Annotated in this window: 15 protein-coding genes and 1 tRNA gene; 2 read left to right on the forward strand and 14 right to left on the reverse strand. The window is 26.5% G+C overall.

Annotated elements, in window-relative coordinates; translation table 11 throughout:
• Window position 1: 1 nt before the first annotated feature.
• The 10 genes from AC8GER_RS02605 to AC8GER_RS02650 are packed head-to-tail and all read right to left on the reverse strand — an operon-like array spanning window position 2 to window position 9,540.
• Window positions 2-1,048 (reverse strand): glycosyltransferase, encoded by a 1,047-nt coding sequence (locus AC8GER_RS02605; RefSeq protein ID WP_506598389.1) that lies wholly within the window; start codon window positions 1,046-1,048, stop codon window positions 2-4.
• Window positions 1,045-2,088 (reverse strand): glycosyltransferase family 4 protein, encoded by a 1,044-nt coding sequence (locus tag AC8GER_RS02610; RefSeq protein ID WP_506598390.1) that lies wholly within the window; start codon window positions 2,086-2,088, stop codon window positions 1,045-1,047. Before AC8GER_RS02610 ends, AC8GER_RS02605 begins: the two co-directional genes overlap by 4 nt.
• Before the next feature lie 7 nt (window positions 2,089-2,095).
• Window positions 2,096-2,881: an MBL fold metallo-hydrolase gene (locus AC8GER_RS02615; RefSeq protein WP_506598391.1), complete on the reverse strand. Its 786-nt coding sequence runs from the start codon at window positions 2,879-2,881 to the stop codon at window positions 2,096-2,098.
• Complete coding sequence (locus AC8GER_RS02620) at window positions 2,868-3,638, reverse strand: TatD family hydrolase (protein WP_506598392.1); 771 nt, start codon at window positions 3,636-3,638, stop codon at window positions 2,868-2,870. The genes AC8GER_RS02615 and AC8GER_RS02620 overlap by 14 nt, the downstream gene beginning before the upstream one ends.
• Complete coding sequence (metG, locus tag AC8GER_RS02625) at window positions 3,635-5,155, reverse strand: methionine--tRNA ligase (RefSeq protein WP_506598393.1); 1,521 nt, start codon at window positions 5,153-5,155, stop codon at window positions 3,635-3,637. The genes AC8GER_RS02620 and metG overlap by 4 nt, the downstream gene beginning before the upstream one ends.
• The gene (locus tag AC8GER_RS02630; RefSeq protein WP_506598394.1) at window positions 5,155-6,096 is read right to left on the reverse strand and encodes a DNA polymerase III delta subunit-related protein; all 942 of its coding nucleotides are present in this window, start codon (window positions 6,094-6,096) and stop codon (window positions 5,155-5,157) included. The genes metG and AC8GER_RS02630 overlap by 1 nt, the downstream gene beginning before the upstream one ends.
• On the reverse strand, window positions 6,083-6,724 hold the full coding sequence (gene tmk / locus AC8GER_RS02635) for a dTMP kinase (protein WP_506598395.1): 642 nt from the start codon (window positions 6,722-6,724) through the stop codon (window positions 6,083-6,085). Before tmk ends, AC8GER_RS02630 begins: the two co-directional genes overlap by 14 nt.
• Entirely contained in the window at window positions 6,715-7,875 is a 1,161-nt protein-coding gene (locus tag AC8GER_RS02640) for a D-alanyl-D-alanine carboxypeptidase family protein (RefSeq protein WP_506598396.1), read from the reverse strand. The genes tmk and AC8GER_RS02640 overlap by 10 nt, the downstream gene beginning before the upstream one ends.
• Window positions 7,872-8,543 (reverse strand): hypothetical protein, encoded by a 672-nt coding sequence (locus AC8GER_RS02645; protein WP_506598397.1) that lies wholly within the window; start codon window positions 8,541-8,543, stop codon window positions 7,872-7,874. Before AC8GER_RS02645 ends, AC8GER_RS02640 begins: the two co-directional genes overlap by 4 nt.
• Window position 8,544: 1 nt before the next feature.
• Window positions 8,545-9,540, reverse strand: a complete 996-nt coding sequence (locus AC8GER_RS02650; RefSeq protein ID WP_506598398.1) for a lytic murein transglycosylase — start codon at window positions 9,538-9,540, stop codon at window positions 8,545-8,547.
• Window positions 9,541-9,582: 42 nt separating this feature from the next.
• Here AC8GER_RS02650 and AC8GER_RS02655 point away from each other — a divergent pair.
• A tRNA-Ser gene (locus AC8GER_RS02655) sits at window positions 9,583-9,672 on the forward strand.
• Window positions 9,673-9,710: 38 nt separating this feature from the next.
• Here the strand turns inward: AC8GER_RS02655 and AC8GER_RS02660 are convergent.
• On the reverse strand, window positions 9,711-9,962 hold the full coding sequence (locus AC8GER_RS02660) for a succinate dehydrogenase assembly factor 2 (RefSeq protein ID WP_506598399.1): 252 nt from the start codon (window positions 9,960-9,962) through the stop codon (window positions 9,711-9,713).
• A gap of 38 nt (window positions 9,963-10,000) precedes the next feature.
• Between AC8GER_RS02660 and AC8GER_RS02665 the strand changes: the two genes are divergently transcribed.
• Entirely contained in the window at window positions 10,001-12,070 is a 2,070-nt protein-coding gene (locus AC8GER_RS02665; RefSeq protein ID WP_506598400.1) for an ATP-dependent DNA helicase RecG, read from the forward strand.
• On the opposite strand, the gene AC8GER_RS02670 is transcribed toward AC8GER_RS02665, so the two are convergent.
• The 3 genes from AC8GER_RS02670 to gyrA are packed head-to-tail and all read right to left on the reverse strand — an operon-like array spanning window position 12,067 to window position 16,008.
• Window positions 12,067-13,038 carry a putative transporter gene (locus AC8GER_RS02670; protein ID WP_506598401.1) on the reverse strand — a complete coding sequence of 324 codons (972 nt, stop codon included), beginning with the start codon at window positions 13,036-13,038 and terminating at the stop codon, window positions 12,067-12,069. The two genes, AC8GER_RS02665 and AC8GER_RS02670, sit on opposite strands and share 4 nt — an antisense overlap.
• On the reverse strand, window positions 13,031-13,321 hold the full coding sequence (locus AC8GER_RS02675) for an NADH dehydrogenase ubiquinone Fe-S protein 4 (RefSeq protein WP_506598402.1): 291 nt from the start codon (window positions 13,319-13,321) through the stop codon (window positions 13,031-13,033). The genes AC8GER_RS02670 and AC8GER_RS02675 overlap by 8 nt, the downstream gene beginning before the upstream one ends.
• The gene (gene gyrA, locus AC8GER_RS02680) at window positions 13,321-16,008 is read right to left on the reverse strand and encodes a DNA gyrase subunit A (protein WP_506598403.1); all 2,688 of its coding nucleotides are present in this window, start codon (window positions 16,006-16,008) and stop codon (window positions 13,321-13,323) included. The genes AC8GER_RS02675 and gyrA overlap by 1 nt, the downstream gene beginning before the upstream one ends.

The following is a 16,008-nucleotide window of genomic DNA, read 5'->3' on the forward strand; positions in this document are numbered from 1 at the left end:
TTTATTTATCCCAATAATATTTTTCAGATAATTTTAAATTTAGAGTTTTTTCAAAAATAAATTTTGCAACCTTGGTACTATTAAAGTGAGTATTATATTTTACCCTTCCTTTTTGACCGATACTTCTTCTTTTTTTATCATTATTTTTTAATTCATGTAATAGATTGCCTAAATCTTTGATATTTTTATAAAACACAACTTCATCATCAGAAAAAAAATCGTCAAGTTTAGTTGCTCTATCAATAAAAGTTGTAATCCCATTTGGAATAAATGAGGATATTCTATCGCTCGAGTACCATTTGAAGGGCAAACCTCTACTTAAATTTAATGCCATTTTTGATTGACTTAATCTCTTATAATATTGATCACCCCAAACAGGTTGATTGTTATCTGTACCATAACTATCAAAAATGATATCTGGTAAATTTTTTTTTAATTTTATAATAAAATCTTCACGCTCATCTTTATAAAATTTTTTTAAAGTAGCTCTGTGCTGTCCGTGACTTAAAGCAACAAATATATCATAAATATTATTAGTAATTTGATCAACTTTAAGATTATCAATTGATATATCGCTTGGATTAGGAATGTAAAAAATATTTTTATTTTTTTTATTATAAAATTTTAATGACAAAGGATCACTTGTAACAAAGGAACAGTCTACAAATGGAACGTACTTATTGAATGTATTTAAGTGTGAGCTGTAATCTGGCCCTGTTGGAATTAAAGAATCTACATACCATTGAGCTATTTTAATATTAGGATGAATTTTTTTAATATATTCAAACGTTTTAAAATTTATTCTTGAACAATGACCAAGAATAATAATTGCTGGATCTAGATTTTCTACAATTTCAATAATTTTTTTATTATAATTTTTTTTATCAAAAAAGAAAAATTTCTTTTCAAAGTCTCTTTCGCTTAATTCATTAACATAAAAATTATTTCTAATAAAACCATTATTTAATTTTCTTGCTGTTGAGTAATATAATCTAGAACTGTGTCTAAAATGGAAATCTGTAATATGTAATATTTTTAAATTTTTCATTCAAGTTCTTTATAAATAATATTTATCTGGTTAATTGTTTTATTAATTGAATGTTTAAATTCTTTTAAAGTTTTTTTACTGTAAATATTTATCAAAGATGGAGATTTTATAATTTTTTGTAATTTATTATAAAGCTCTTCTTTAGTAACGTAATTTAAGAACAGACCATGTCTATTAGTTTCTATTAACCCACCCTTTTTAGAAATTATTGATACGCAGCCCCTAGAAGCCGCTTCTATAGCAGTTCTACCTAGTGGCTCATTCCAGGTCGATGGAATAACTGCGATTTTAGATTTTTCGAAAATTTTCATAGTTTTATCATAAGGTAACCATCCATGATAATTAATTTTTGGATGATCTATTTTATTGTAATGTCTTGGATCGTCCCCAACTATATCACATGACCAAGATTTATTTTTTTTTAAAATTTCTGAAATTATATTTTTAAATATATTATAGCCTTTAGATTCATTTAACTTTCCCGCAAAAATTATATTATTTTTTTTTTTAGGAATTTTTTTTGCGACAGTAGTTCCAGGATATATAACAAAGCATTTTTCAGAATCTTTGACTTGCAGATCTTTAAAGAATTGTCTTTTTGTCCATTCACTTACAAATATTAATTTATCTAAATTTTTTAACAAATATATTCTTTGATAAGCATACTTAGAGCCACGCAATGTTAAGGGATCGTTGTGATAATATAGTATTATTTTATTATTATTATTATTATTTAAAAAAAAATTAGCGGCTTGCGGTCTATTGTGTATTTCAATTATTGATTTTTTTTTTGATATTTTTTTTTTTATATTTTCTAAATAAAAAGAAGTTCTACCAAATATATAATAAAAAGGTTTTTTTGAAAGATCGCAGCTGATATAATCTTTAGTTAATGGTTTTTCTAGATTTATAGACCCAAATATTTTAATTTTTTTTTTAAATTTACTTCTTTTTTTAACCTCAGCTATTAAAAGCGAAACAGCCCCTGCTATTTTGTCAGAATAAGTTTCTTTGTAAGGTAAAATTATATTTATATTCATTATTAGATTAAATTTTAATTTTTAAACCATCAAAGGCAGGCATTATTTTATTTGAAATCATCTTTAATTTTTTTTTAAAAGTAGAATAATCAATATCACTATGTAGATTAGTTAATATAGTTTTTTTTGGTTTAATTTTATTAATATAAAATAAGCTTTTTTTAAAATTAAGATGAGTCGCATGTTTTTTAAATTTTAAACAATCAATAATAAGTAAATTTGGATTTAATATTTTCTTTAAATTCTCTTTAGAAATACTGCTGCAGTCGCTAATATAGACAATTCCATTAAATAAATACCCATTTGCGTTAATATCTCCATGAGAAACTCTTATTGGATCAAATCTAATTGAGTTTTTATTTTTTTTTATAACAATTTTATTTTTAATAATTTTATTATTAAGAATTGGCTCATAATATTTACTTTTTTTAAAAAAAAGATAATTAAAAGATTTAAATAAAAAAGATGATGTCTTTTTGTCAGAATAAACATCTATTTTTTTTTTATTTAACCAAAATATTGGTCTTAATTCATTAATTCCATGAGTTTGATCCGCATGTTCATGAGTGTAAATTACAGCATCAATTTTTTTAATGCCATTCTTCAACATTTGATTTTTTATGTCTGGAGAAGTATCGACAATAACATTAATATTTTTATATTTTACAAATATAGAACATCTTGTTCTGTAATTTTTAGGATTTTTTTTATTAGCTTTGCCCCAATAACCGTCTATTCGTGGAACTCCCAATGAACTTCCACACCCTAATATAGTTACTTCAGTTTTGTTCATTAAAGAAAAAGTTTTTGAAATTTTTAGTTGTTAAATTTGCAACTTCATCTAGAGTAATTCCTTTAATAATTGCAATATTTTCAGCAACAATTTTAACATTAGCTGGCTCATTAGTTTTGCCTCTCAATGGATCGGGGCTAAGATAAGGAGAGTCTGTTTCAATTAACATTTTTTCCATAGGAACATATTTGACTACACTTCTAAGATCTGTAGATTTTTTAAAAGTGATTATACCGCTGAAGGAAATTAAACACTCAAGATCTAATAAGTTTTTTGCAAAATCTAAATTACCAGTAAAGCAGTGTATTAAAAATTTTGTTCTACCAAGATACTGTTTAATAATTGAAATGGTATCTTCGTCAGCATCCCTTGTGTGAATGATAACAGGAACTCTTTCACTAATTGCAAATTGAATATGTTTTTCAAATGAGTACAATTGATCTTTTTTTTCACTTCTTTTGTAAAAATAATCTAGACCAGTTTCACCAAAAGCAATTATCTTTTTACTTTTTTTCTTAATATTTATAAGTTCGTTAAGATCATTTAGGTTATTACTAGTTGAATTTGGATGAATTCCAATTGCTCCATAAATATTTTCGTACTTTTTAACTATTTCTAAAACTTTTTTTGAGCTTTTTAAACCAGTTCCAATAGTTAATAGTTGTGAAATATTATTTTTTTTGGCATTTAATAATACCTGGTCAATATTATTAACCAAGGGGTCATAATCAAGATGACAATGAGAGTCTATAATCATTGTTTTTTAAATAGAATATTTATCTTTTCAATTTTTAAATCTTGTTTTAAAGAAAAATTTTTACTTATATTTTTAATAAATCTCTCATCATCAATTATGCTTAAAGAATCTAATATTATTTTAGTTTTTTCGGGTATGATTGGTTGAAGTAAAATTGATATTTTTCTTATAAATTCTAAAACGGCATATATAATAACGTTTCTTTTTTCTATATTATCTTCTTTTATAGACCACGGAGCAGAATCATTTACATACTTATTAACTTCTGAACATAACTGAATAATATTTTTTAGGTAATTATGTATTTCAAGATTATTAAATGTTTTGATTAAAGAATCTAAATTCTCCTCAACTAAGTTTAATATTTTTAAGTCTACATTTTCTTTAGGGGAGCACTTTGGAATTACAGAATTTAATTTATTATGAACAATTGAACTTATCCTTTGATATAAATTTCCAACATTGTTAGCCAAATCACTGTTAATGCAATTGATCAAGTTTTCTGGAGTTATTTTTCCATCCTCTCCATAAATAACCTCCTTCATTAAATAGTATCTAATTTCATCTAATCCATAACTTTCAATAATTTCCAAAGGATCTAAAATATTTCCCTTTGATTTAGACATCTTTTCTTCTCCAGAAAGTATCCAACCATGAGCAAAAACTTTTTTTGGAGGCCTGATCCCAGCTGCTAATAAAAAAGCTGGCCAATAAACACAGTGAAATCTTATAATATCTTTACCTATTATATGAACGTCTGCTGGCCAAAATTGATTCTTATTATTCTTCTCAAAATAATCTAAAGCACTAATGTAATTAGTTAGAGCATCAAGCCATACGTAAATTATGTGTTTATTATTATTTGGTACGGGTATCCCCCATTTAAAAGATGTTCTGCTTATTGAAAGATCTCTTAAGCCGCTTTTAACAAAGCTAATAACTTCATTCTTTCTACTAGTTGGAGCAATAAATTCAGGATTATCGGCATAATATTTTAGTAAAGGATCTTGCCATTTCGAAAGTCTAAAAAAATAAGATTCTTCTTCCATCCATTCAACTTTTGATCCTGAAATTTTAGAGATTTTAATATCTGACTTAATTTCTATTTCATCTTCTGCGTAAAATGCTTCATCAGATACGGAATACCAGCCAGAATATTTAGAAATATAAATTTCTTTTTTCTCTTCAAGAATATTCCATAGTTTGGAAACAGTTTCTTTATGTCTGTTCTCAGTGGTTCTAATAAAATCTGTATTTGTAAGATTTAACTTTTTTGCAAGTTCTATAAAGTTTTGAGAGATTTCATCACAAAAATCTTTCGGGTTCTTTTTTTGAAGCTCTGCAGCTCTTTGTATTTTTAGACCATGTTCATCTGTACCAGTTAAAAAATTAACATTGTAACCTTCTAGCCTTTTAAATCTGGCAATAACGTCTGCAGATATACTTGAATACGCATGACCCATATGTGGTTTTGCTGAGGGATAATATATAGGAGTAGTGAGATAATAATTTTTCATTATTTAATGCCAAGTAAGAGATTTATTTCATAAAAGCTAGCTTTTATTTCATTGTTAATTGAATTGATATTATAAATAATATTGTTAATTTTATTTCTTATTCGAAAATTTTTAAAAAAATTATTACTCTCTAAGTTAATAGCAAAATAATTTTCAATATATATGTGCATTAAATCCAATATTTTATTATATTTTTCTTCTAAGTAAAAATTTTGCATAGTTAAAATTTTTGTAGAAAAATTTTTCTCATAAATGTTCAATTCATTAAACAGAATATTCATTTTTAGATTTGTACCTGGGGTAAAATTTTTAATAATCGTATTATTTGTATTAAACTGAGACATTAATTTTTCTTTAATTGATGTATTCTCTTTTGAATTTATAAAAAGCCTACAATTAAAACATCTAGATTTAATTGTTTCGAGTAAGAATTTATTTTCAAGATATGATATAAAAAAATAATTGTTTTCAGGAAGTTCCTCTAATACTTTTAAAATTGAATTTGATGAATTTTTATTAAGATTTTCTGCGCCTTCTAAAAAAAATATTTTAGGCTTATTGTTTATAGATGATTTGTTAAAGAAATTTATAATTTCTCTTGTTTCTTCTATGCTGATTATTTTTTTAAAATCATCAACTTTTAAATGTTTAAAGTTAAAATTAATATTATTAATTAAATCTAAGTAACTCTTATTACTTTCTATAATTTCTTTAGCTTTTAAGTCGTAAGGATCATTTTCTTTACTAGATAATATGTAGTTAATTAAATGGTAAATAAATGTTGCCTTCCCTACTCCGTCACTACCATTAAATATAATTTTGTTAGGTAATTTATTTTTTTCAAAAAGATTAGAAAGTTTTTTAAATAAATCGTCATGACCGTATAAAAATCTTTGATATTTATTAAGAGTTTCAATATTTATAAAATTATAATCTTGCATTTAATATTTTTAAAGTTTTTGTATTAATTTCATTCTGAATTTCATTAAGAGACTTGTTACCCTTAATTAAAACTATTTTATTTTTGTACATTTTTGAAATTTTTATGAAACCATTCCTGATTTTATTAAAACGATAACTTGAAAGTTTGTCAAATCTATTAGTTTTTTTTGCTCGTTTATTTATTCTAACTTTAGATTCTTTTTTATTTAAATCGATCAAAAAAGTAATATCTGGATGAACTTTATTAAAAATTTTCTTTTGAATACTAAAGATAAATTTTTTATCCATACCTTCCAAGTAATGTTGGTATGCTAATGTTGAGTAAAAAAATCTATCGCAAATTATAATAAAATTTTTTTTAAGATAAAAATTTATTTTACTAATTATATGTTCATTTCTAGCCGCCATTAATAAAAAAAATTCTGTTAACGGGCTAATGTTTGTTTTTTTATCTAACATTAAATTTCTTATTTTTTCTGAAAATAAGGTACCACCTGGTTCTCTGGTTAAAATTACATTTTTAGTAATTTTGTTTTTTATAAATTTATATAATAATTTTGCCTGTGTTGATTTTCCAGAGCCTTCAACCCCTTCAAAGCAGATAAAAAACGATTTTTTTATTGCCATAGGTAATGATTGATATTTTGAATGCCTTTAAAAAATATATTTTTATCAGTTATGTCTTTTTGGGCAAATAAATCTTTAGCATCAATAAGTTCTTTATTATTATAAACTCTAAGGACTGCCACCTTCTCAAATTTTTTTATAGGTAATTGCACAGGATATTCATATTCTAATTCCATTCTAATTTTTGGATTCTTTAAATTTTTTGGCAGGTTAACAAAAATACCATCTTTGTTTGCGCCCTTAACATCTAAATAAGAAGAGCTTCCATTCCATATTTTTATTCTAAATTTATCTTTATCATAAGAAATTTTCACAAGATCAATTTTATTGAAAGCGCCATTCAATAATAGTTTCGAAGATTCTGCTCTTGAAAACATTGTGGGTAGGCCACTAATTACTGCTATTATTCTTCTGTTGTCTTTTTTCTTTGTAACTGCAATTGAATACTTGCTATCTTTTAAATGCCCTGTTTTTATCCCATCAACTCCTTCATCCATAGAAAGTAACACGTTTCTATTTTCCTGTTTAACTGGATTGCCACCTGATCTAGCCCACGCAAAATCTTTTTCCTTAAAATATTTATAATATTGAGAATAGTTATTGATTAAATAAGACGACAATAAAGCCATATCCCTTACCGTAGAATAATTATCTTGGCTATATGTTCCAGAAGAATTGCTAAAGTTTGTATTAACCATATTTATTTGTTTAGCTTTTTCATTCATTAAATTTGCAAATTGCTCTTCGGTTCCAGATATGCCTTCTGCTAAAACAATAGAAGCATCAACGCCTGATACAATAATTACCCCTCTTAATAAATCTTCAATTGAAACTTTATCCCCTGGAACTAAGAACATGGTAGATTCACCTGATCTAGTTGCATTTCGAGCTTTTTTAGAAACAGTAAATTGATCTGTAAGTTTAATTTTTTTATTCTTAAGTTGGTCAAACACAACAACAGCTGTCATGATTTTTGTCATAGAAGCAGGAGATATTTTTTGATCAGCATTTTTTTCAGCTAATACCGCCCCACTAGAGTGATCTATGACAATTCCTTGCTTAACTTTATCTGGAATAATTATTTGAGAATAAGAAGTTGAGGCAAAACCTAATACAATAAATACTAAAATAAAAAAATTCTTAAAAATCATTCAACGATTATATTATAATTATCAAACTTAGTATTAACTATTTTGTTAAAAAAAATATCAAATTCACTGATATCATTAATAGTTGCGACTTTTACTCTGAATTTTTTATTAACCTGAATAACAGTTGGATTAAGATTTTTTATTTCTTTTTTTAATAAGTTTACCATATCTAAGGCTGAATTTTTAAAAGTAAAATCACCATAATAAATTATTAATTTATTTAAATTGTTTTTTTTTGAAGAATTATTTTTAGACAAATCGATAATATCAACATTTTTTATCTCTACATTTTGAGTAATTTTTTTTTCTTCATCAAAAATTTTAGCAATATCGGCCATAAAAGTTTTATTTGTTCTAAGAGATTCAATTTTTACTATGGGTAAATTATAGTTTAACTCCAATAAATCCATGTATTTACTAGGAATGATAATTTCCCTTTCTTTTTTGAAATTTGAATTTTTATTAACTTCTACAACTAAGCTTTTTTTAGTTAACAAATTAGTAATTTTAACTTTGCTATTTGGCGTAATATTTCGATGTATTACTTCGTCATTCTTAGTAAATTCTGCAAAACCTATTTTTTCATAAGTATTATTGTTTTCATAAGTTGAGAAAGTTTGACAGGATGTAATTAAAATAAAAAATAAAACTATTAGCTTATTTCTCATTTTACTTTTTTATTTTGTCTGAAAGAGTTCCAACAGTTATTGCAAATCGCAAAGATCTATTCCATTCTAATAACCTTAAAAAATTATCAAACACAATGTAGATCGGACCATCTTCACCATCAGGTCTTATCAACCAACCTTCTTTTTTATCCTCGTACACAATCTCACTATCATTTTTATTTTTAAAACCTAATAATTTTAATTGAGCAATAGAAATTTTATTTTTAAGATTTCTTGAATCTAAATTAATTAAACTGTTATCAAAATTTTTATTTATTTTAATTTCAAATCCCCATTTATCTTTTTCAATCCATCCTATTGTTTTTAAGTAATTTGCTGCTGAAGCAAGAGAATCTTGAAATGAGTTAATCAAATCAATATCAGCAACTTCATCAAAATTTATTCCGTGCTTTAGAATTGTCGAGGGCATGAATTGAAAATTACCAATTGCTCCAGCCCACGAGCCATATAAGCTCTCATATTTTAAAGTTTTATTATCGATTAATTTTAAAAGTATAATTAATTCTTTTTCAAAGTATTCCGATCGTCGATTATCAAATGACAGAGTCGATAAAGCAGAAATTATATCCACCTTTCCTTTGTTAACCCCAAAATTTGTCTCTATACCCCACAAAGAAACAAGAATTTCTTTATCAACTTTAAATTTAGCACTGACTTTCTCAAGTAAAAGTGAATTTTCTTTTAAGAGATTTCTTGCTGCCTGTATTCTTTTTTCATCCACTCTTTTTTTTAAATATTCGTAAGTTTTCTCAAAAAACTCAGGCTGCTTTCTATCTAATGCAACAATTCTCTCTAAAAATTTTGCATTTTTTAGTGCAGTATCAACTGTTTCTTTTGAGACACCTTGGGAGATAGCTCTACCTTTAAAACCAACTAACCATTCATTAAATTTTTCATTTGCTAATGAAATATTGGGATTAAATATTACAAATAAATAAATAATTAGAAATATTTTAAATTTAAGGTAAATATTCATTACTTTTTTTTAACATAGCCTACATTTAAAGTCATTAATCAAGGAGAGGTGGCTGAGCGGTTGAAAGCACTAGTCTTGAAAACTAGCAACGGGGCAACTCGTTCGTGGGTTCAAATCCCACCCTCTCCGCCATTTTTTTGGAATATTAGCAAATTTGATTCTATAAAAATTTAAAATTGTAACTTAAATTGTTTAATTTTTTTGGATATAGAAAAGTTTTCCAAATCTATATTTTTCTTATTATCAACTAACCAAGAACTTAATTCTTTATCAGTAAAATTTAATATAAGTTCGAATTCTTTCAATTCTTCAGGACTTAATATTTTTAAGTTTTCATTAGCAAATCCACCAATTAGTAAATCCATTTCTTTAGTTCCTCTGTGATTAGATCTATATAAAAGTTTTTTTATTAAATTGTTCATATCTACTATATATATCTTAATTGAAACCAAGTCTTTAAATGATCGAAAAAAATTTTAATTTTTTTTTTAATCCAATTTCCAAAATAAAAGGAATAGGACCAAAAATACAGAAATTATTTAATGAAAAAAAAATAGAATCTAATATTGATCTAATTTTTAATTTTCCCTATGGTTTGATTGATAGAACTCATTGTCCCAATTTAAACAACCTAGAAATAGGAAAAATTAGTACAATTTTTGTTAAAGTAAAAAAACATAACTTTCCAAGAATAAGAAGACTTCCAAATACCGTTCAATGCTTTGATGATACTGGGGAGATTAATATTGTTTTTTTTAATTCAAGAGAAAATTACGTTAAAGAAATATTGCCTCTTAATAGCGAGGTCATTATTAGCGGAAAGGTAAATTTTTATAAAAATAAGTATCAAATAACTAATCCTGACTACATTACCTCAGTCAATAATGAGGAAAAAGTTAGCAAAATAATGCCAACTTATAGTTCATTAAAAGGCATATCTAACAAAACTATAAATAAAATTTATGAAAATATTACCAAAGATATTCCTGATGTTCTGGAATGGCACAGAGACTTTGTAATAAAAAATAATAAATGGACTAGTTTTAAAGATTCACTAATTCAACTACACAATCCAAAAAAATTAGAAGATTTAGATAAAAATTCTTTAGCATACGAGAGAATATCTTTTGATGAAATATTTTCTAATTTATTAATTTTTTCTCAAATTAAGAAAAAAAACTTATCTATTTATAAAAAACCTAAAGTTTTCTCTTCAGAATATAAATTAAAAATAATTAAAAATTTATCTTTTACTCTAACAAAAGCTCAGCAAGATATTATTGAAGAAATTGAAGATAGTCTAAAAAAAGACAAGAAAATGTTAAGACTGCTTCAGGGCGATGTAGGTTCTGGTAAAACTATAATTTCAATTATTTCAGGATTAAATGTTGTGGCCTCTGGTTTTCAAGTGGCTTTAATGTGCCCAACTGATATATTAGCTACCCAGCATTTAAATTTGATTAAATCAATTACTCAAGGTCTTGATATAAAAGTTGAAATTTTAAGTGGCGGTGTAAATAAAAAAAGACAAATTGAAATTAAAAAAGAGCTTTTTGATGGAAAAATTAATTTTTTAATAGGTACGCATTCCTTATTTCAAGAAAGCGTTTCATTTAATAATTTAGGATTAATCATCATAGATGAGCAGCATAAATTTGGTGTCAAACAAAGAATAAATCTTTCGGAAAAAGGAGGAACGAACTGTGATGTGCTGTTAATGAGCGCAACGCCGATACCTAGAACTTTAATTTTATCAACTTATGGGGACATGGATATTTCTACTCTTAGAGAAAAACCATTTAAAAAAACTAAAATTATAACAAATATTATTTCTGAAAATAAAATACCTGATTTAATTAATTTAATAAAAAATAAAATTGAAAATAAGCAGCAAGTTTATTGGATTTGTCCTTTAATTGAAGAGAGTCAAAAAGTTAAGCTAACTCCGGTTTTAGAAAGATTTGAATATCTAAAAAAATGTTTTCCTGAAAATGTTGCCGTAATGCATGGAAATTTAAAGAATGAAGAAAAAATTAAAGTAATGAAGGATTTTTTAGATAAACAATTTTCAATATTAATATCAACAACTGTAGTCGAAGTTGGCGTCGATAATCAAAACGCAAATACAATTATAATAGAAAATTCGGAAAGATTTGGGCTTGCTCAACTGCATCAGTTAAGAGGAAGGGTCGGAAGAGGAATTGAAGATGGTGAATGCATTCTAATATATTCAAAATCAATAAGCGAGAATGGTAAAAAAAGACTTAAAATTCTTAAAGAATCTAATGATGGATTTTATATATCCGAGCAGGACCTGAAAATAAGAGGATTTGGAGATATTATTGGTTACAAACAAAGCGGTGAAAAAGATTTTATCGTAGCGGATCCAATGTACCACTCTCATCTTTTTGAGTTAGCTAAACAAGAAACAGATTTTTATACTCAAGCAAATTTATCAATCGATAAGTTTAGTACACTTCTTAAATTTTTTAAAAAAGATAAAATATTAAATATAATAGATACTGGTTAATTCTTTTTATAACCAATCGCGATTTCAAACTCACCTAATCTTTTATGAATAGATCTTAATTCGGTAATTGTTGTCCATTGATGAATGAATAAGGAAAAACTATTATGTACTCTTTGAAATGCATTAGACACCTGAACTATAACACCAAGTGTAATTACACCTGAAAATAAACTTGGAGCCATCACTAAATATGGCACAATAACCATAAATTGATCGTATAAATTAACCCATACATCAAAGTAACCGTAATTATAAAAAAGTCTGTGGTAGTTAAATTTAATTCCTGAAAATAATTCAAATACGGTGTCAGGTTTTGCATATTTTAATCTGTCATCTTCTCCATATACTAATTCTTTTCGAAATGACGCTTCTACTCTTTGATTATTATATTCAAGACCTGGTAATTTAATTCCAACAAACCAGCTAATTATCAATCCTCCTAAACTAACAAATAGAGAAACCCAAACTAAAGACCCTGGAAATTGTTTTAAAAAATCTATTTGGATTCCAGAAGAAAGCCCCCAAAGTATAGGTATAAAAGCAATTAAAGTCATAATACCTCTGATTACTTGAAGACCTAAACTTTCTACAATTTTTGCAAATCTACTTGTATCTTCTTGAATTCTTTGTGAGGCACCTTCTACGTTTTCAAGGCTGTTTTTCCATAATGGGATGTAGTCAAAAGTTATAGCCTCACGCCAACGTAAAGAATAAACTCTCGTAAAAAATCCTGTAAAAGTTGCCAATATCACATACGGAAATGCCAGGTAACAAAAAACATAAATTTTATTCCAAAATTCTGAAATATTACTTTTTGTAGCATTTTGTAATAAATCATAAAAACCTTTGTACCATTCATTTATTTGAACGGTTATTGAGACTTGGATTAATAATGAAAAAATTAATAACAGTCCCCCACCCCAAGACCACAAAATCCATTTTTTGTTTAAAAAAAAACTTTTAAACATTATTTAAAAAATTGTCAGCATAAGCTTTGATTATAAGCTTATTTTTTTTATGATTTGTTAGATCGAATAAAATATTGTTTTCTTTAGCATAAGCAACAGCCTGTTCTTGAGTTTCAAATTTTAACTTAATTTGTTCTCCAGTATTTGATGATGACGTCCATCCCATTACAAAATCCTTGTTAGAATTAGATTTTGTAAATTCTAAAACCCAAAATTTAGTTCTAGCCTTACCTGATTGCATTGCTGTTTTTACAGGCTGATAAATCTTAGCTCTTTGAAACATTAATTATTTTCCTCTGAAGAGTCTTCTACTCTGGCAGCAGAAACAACTTTTTCATCGTCAGAAAGATTAAAAATTCTAACACCCTGAGTATTTCTACCAGTTATTCTAATATCTTTAACGTTGCATCTAATCATCTGTCCTTTATCAGTAATCAGCATAATTTGATCTTCGTGATTAATTGTGAATGTTGAGGCAACACCACCATTTCTTTCTGAGCTTATAATATTAATAATTCCCTGTCCTCCTCTACCACTTACTCTGTATTCATAAGCAGAAGATCGTTTTCCATAACCATTTTCTGTTACGGTTAAAATATATTGTTCTTTATTTTTAAATTCTTCAATTTGTTTTTTTGATAATGCTACAATTTTAGTTGTTTCATTTTCATCATCTGGAGTTTCCTCAGCGTCTTTTTCTAATCTAGATGCTTTTATATATGACTTTGCTTCTTCAGATGTTATTTTTACACTCTCTAAAATTGATAATGAAATAATTTTATCATCTTTTTTTAAAGACATTCCTTTTATTCCTTTAGATGACCTTCCTTTAAATAATCTTAATTTTTTCGATTGAACTCTTAATGATTTTCCTTTTTCTGAGCTTAATAAAAAATCATCATCATCATCTAAAATTTTAATACCAACAATTGAATCGTTATCTTCTAATTTCATTGCAATTTTACCGCTTTGCTGAATGCTTTCAAAATCTAAAAGGCTATTTTTTCTAATTTTTCCATTAGCAGTAGCAAATATAATTTTCATTTTTGCCCATAAAGACTCATCACTTGGTAAAGGCATAATCGATGTGATTACGTGACCTTCTTTTAAGGGAAGAATACTATGAAGAGCTTTTCCTTTTGATTGATTAGAACCCTCAGGAATTTTCCACGCTTTTAATTTATAAACGATACCTTTGGATGAAAAGAAAAGAATTGGTGTAAGAGTATTCGCAGTAAATATTTGACTTACAAAATCTTCATCTCTTGTCGTTATTCCTGTTTTTCCCTTACCACCTCTTTTTTGAACTCTAATTGAACTTAAAGGACTTCTTTTAATATATCCTTTATTAGTGATTGTAATAATCACATCTTCTTTCTGAACCACATCTTCAATATCAAAAGTTCCAACCTGATTTATAATTTTAGTTTTTCTAGGAGTTGCAAACTTTGACTTTATATCTTTAAGCTCCTCTTTGATCTGGGTTAACAAAGCATTTCGGTCATTAAGAATTTTTTTGTATTGAACTATAAGCTTATAAAGCTCTGCAATTTCTAGATTGATCTCTTCATGTCCAATTGCTGTAAGTTTTTGAAGTCTTAATTCTAAAATTGCTTTAACTTGATGATCGGATAGACGGTATTCATCTTTATTAGATAAATCACTAACGTCTAAAACATCTTTGTTAATTTTTGATTTTTTAAAACTCCATGACTTATTTTGAAGTGTAGTTTTTGCCTCAAATGGATTTTTAGATTTACGAATAATAGCTATAATTTCATCAATGTTTTCTATGGCTATAAACAATCCAATTAAAATATGAACTCTATCTTTAGCTTTCTTTAAATCAAATAAAGTTCTTTTAATTAAAACTTTTTCTCTAAACTCTACAAAAATTTTTATAAATTGTTTTAGATTTAACAGTTCTGGTTTCCCGTTAAGAATTGCAAGAGTGTTAAATCCAAAAGATGATTCAATAGGTGAATATTTGTAAAGTTGATTAATAATTACTTCGCTTGATACTCCTCTTTTTAAATCAATAACTATTCTTACACCCTCTTTATTAGACTCATCCCTAATGTCTGATATGCCTTCAATTTTTTTTTCTCTCACTAAAAGAGCAATTTTTTCTATTAATAATGATTTGTTTGTTTGAAATGGCACTGATTTAATCACAACTAAAGTTTTGTCTTTTTTTTCTTCTTCGGTTTCAATCTCTCCTCTTATTTTTATGGACCCTCTTCCAGTTTTATATCCTGTTTTGATTACGTCTTTTCCTATTATCAGGCCACCTGTTGGAAAATCAGGTCCTGGAATAAGTTTAATTAATTCATCAATAGAAATTTCATTGTTATCAATGTAAGCAAGCGTTCCATCGATAATTTCACCAAGATTATGAGGTGGAATATTTGTTGCCATTCCAACAGCTATACCGCCCGCTCCATTTACTAATAAATTTGGAAATTGAGCTGGTAGCACAGTGGGCTCTAATTCAGTATCGTCGTAATTATTTTGATAATCGATTGTATTTTTTTCAATATCAGCAACTAAATATTCCGAAATTTTTGCTAACCTTGTCTCAGTATAACGCATTGCAGCAGCTCTATCACCGTCCATAGAGCCAAAATTTCCTTGTCCATCTAATAACTTTACACTCATTGAAAAATCTTGAGCTAATCTTACCAAGGCATCATAAACAGCCTGATCGCCGTGTGGGTGATATTTACCAATTACATCTCCAACTACTCTTGCTGATTTTCTAAATTGTTTAGACCAGTCGTACCCACCTTTGTACATTGCATAGATAATTCTTCTATGAACAGGCTTTAATCCATCTCTTGCATCAGGCAAAGCTCTACTTATGATAACGCTCATCGCATATGATAAGTATGAGGTTTTCATCTCATCAACGATTTGAACTGAATTGTATTTTTTATTTATTGAATTTTCTTTATTTAAATCTTCACTCAT

The sequence above is a fragment of the Fontibacterium abundans (SeqCode) genome (assembly GCF_965235095.1).
Classification (GTDB): domain Bacteria; phylum Pseudomonadota; class Alphaproteobacteria; order Pelagibacterales; family Pelagibacteraceae; genus Fontibacterium; species Fontibacterium abundans.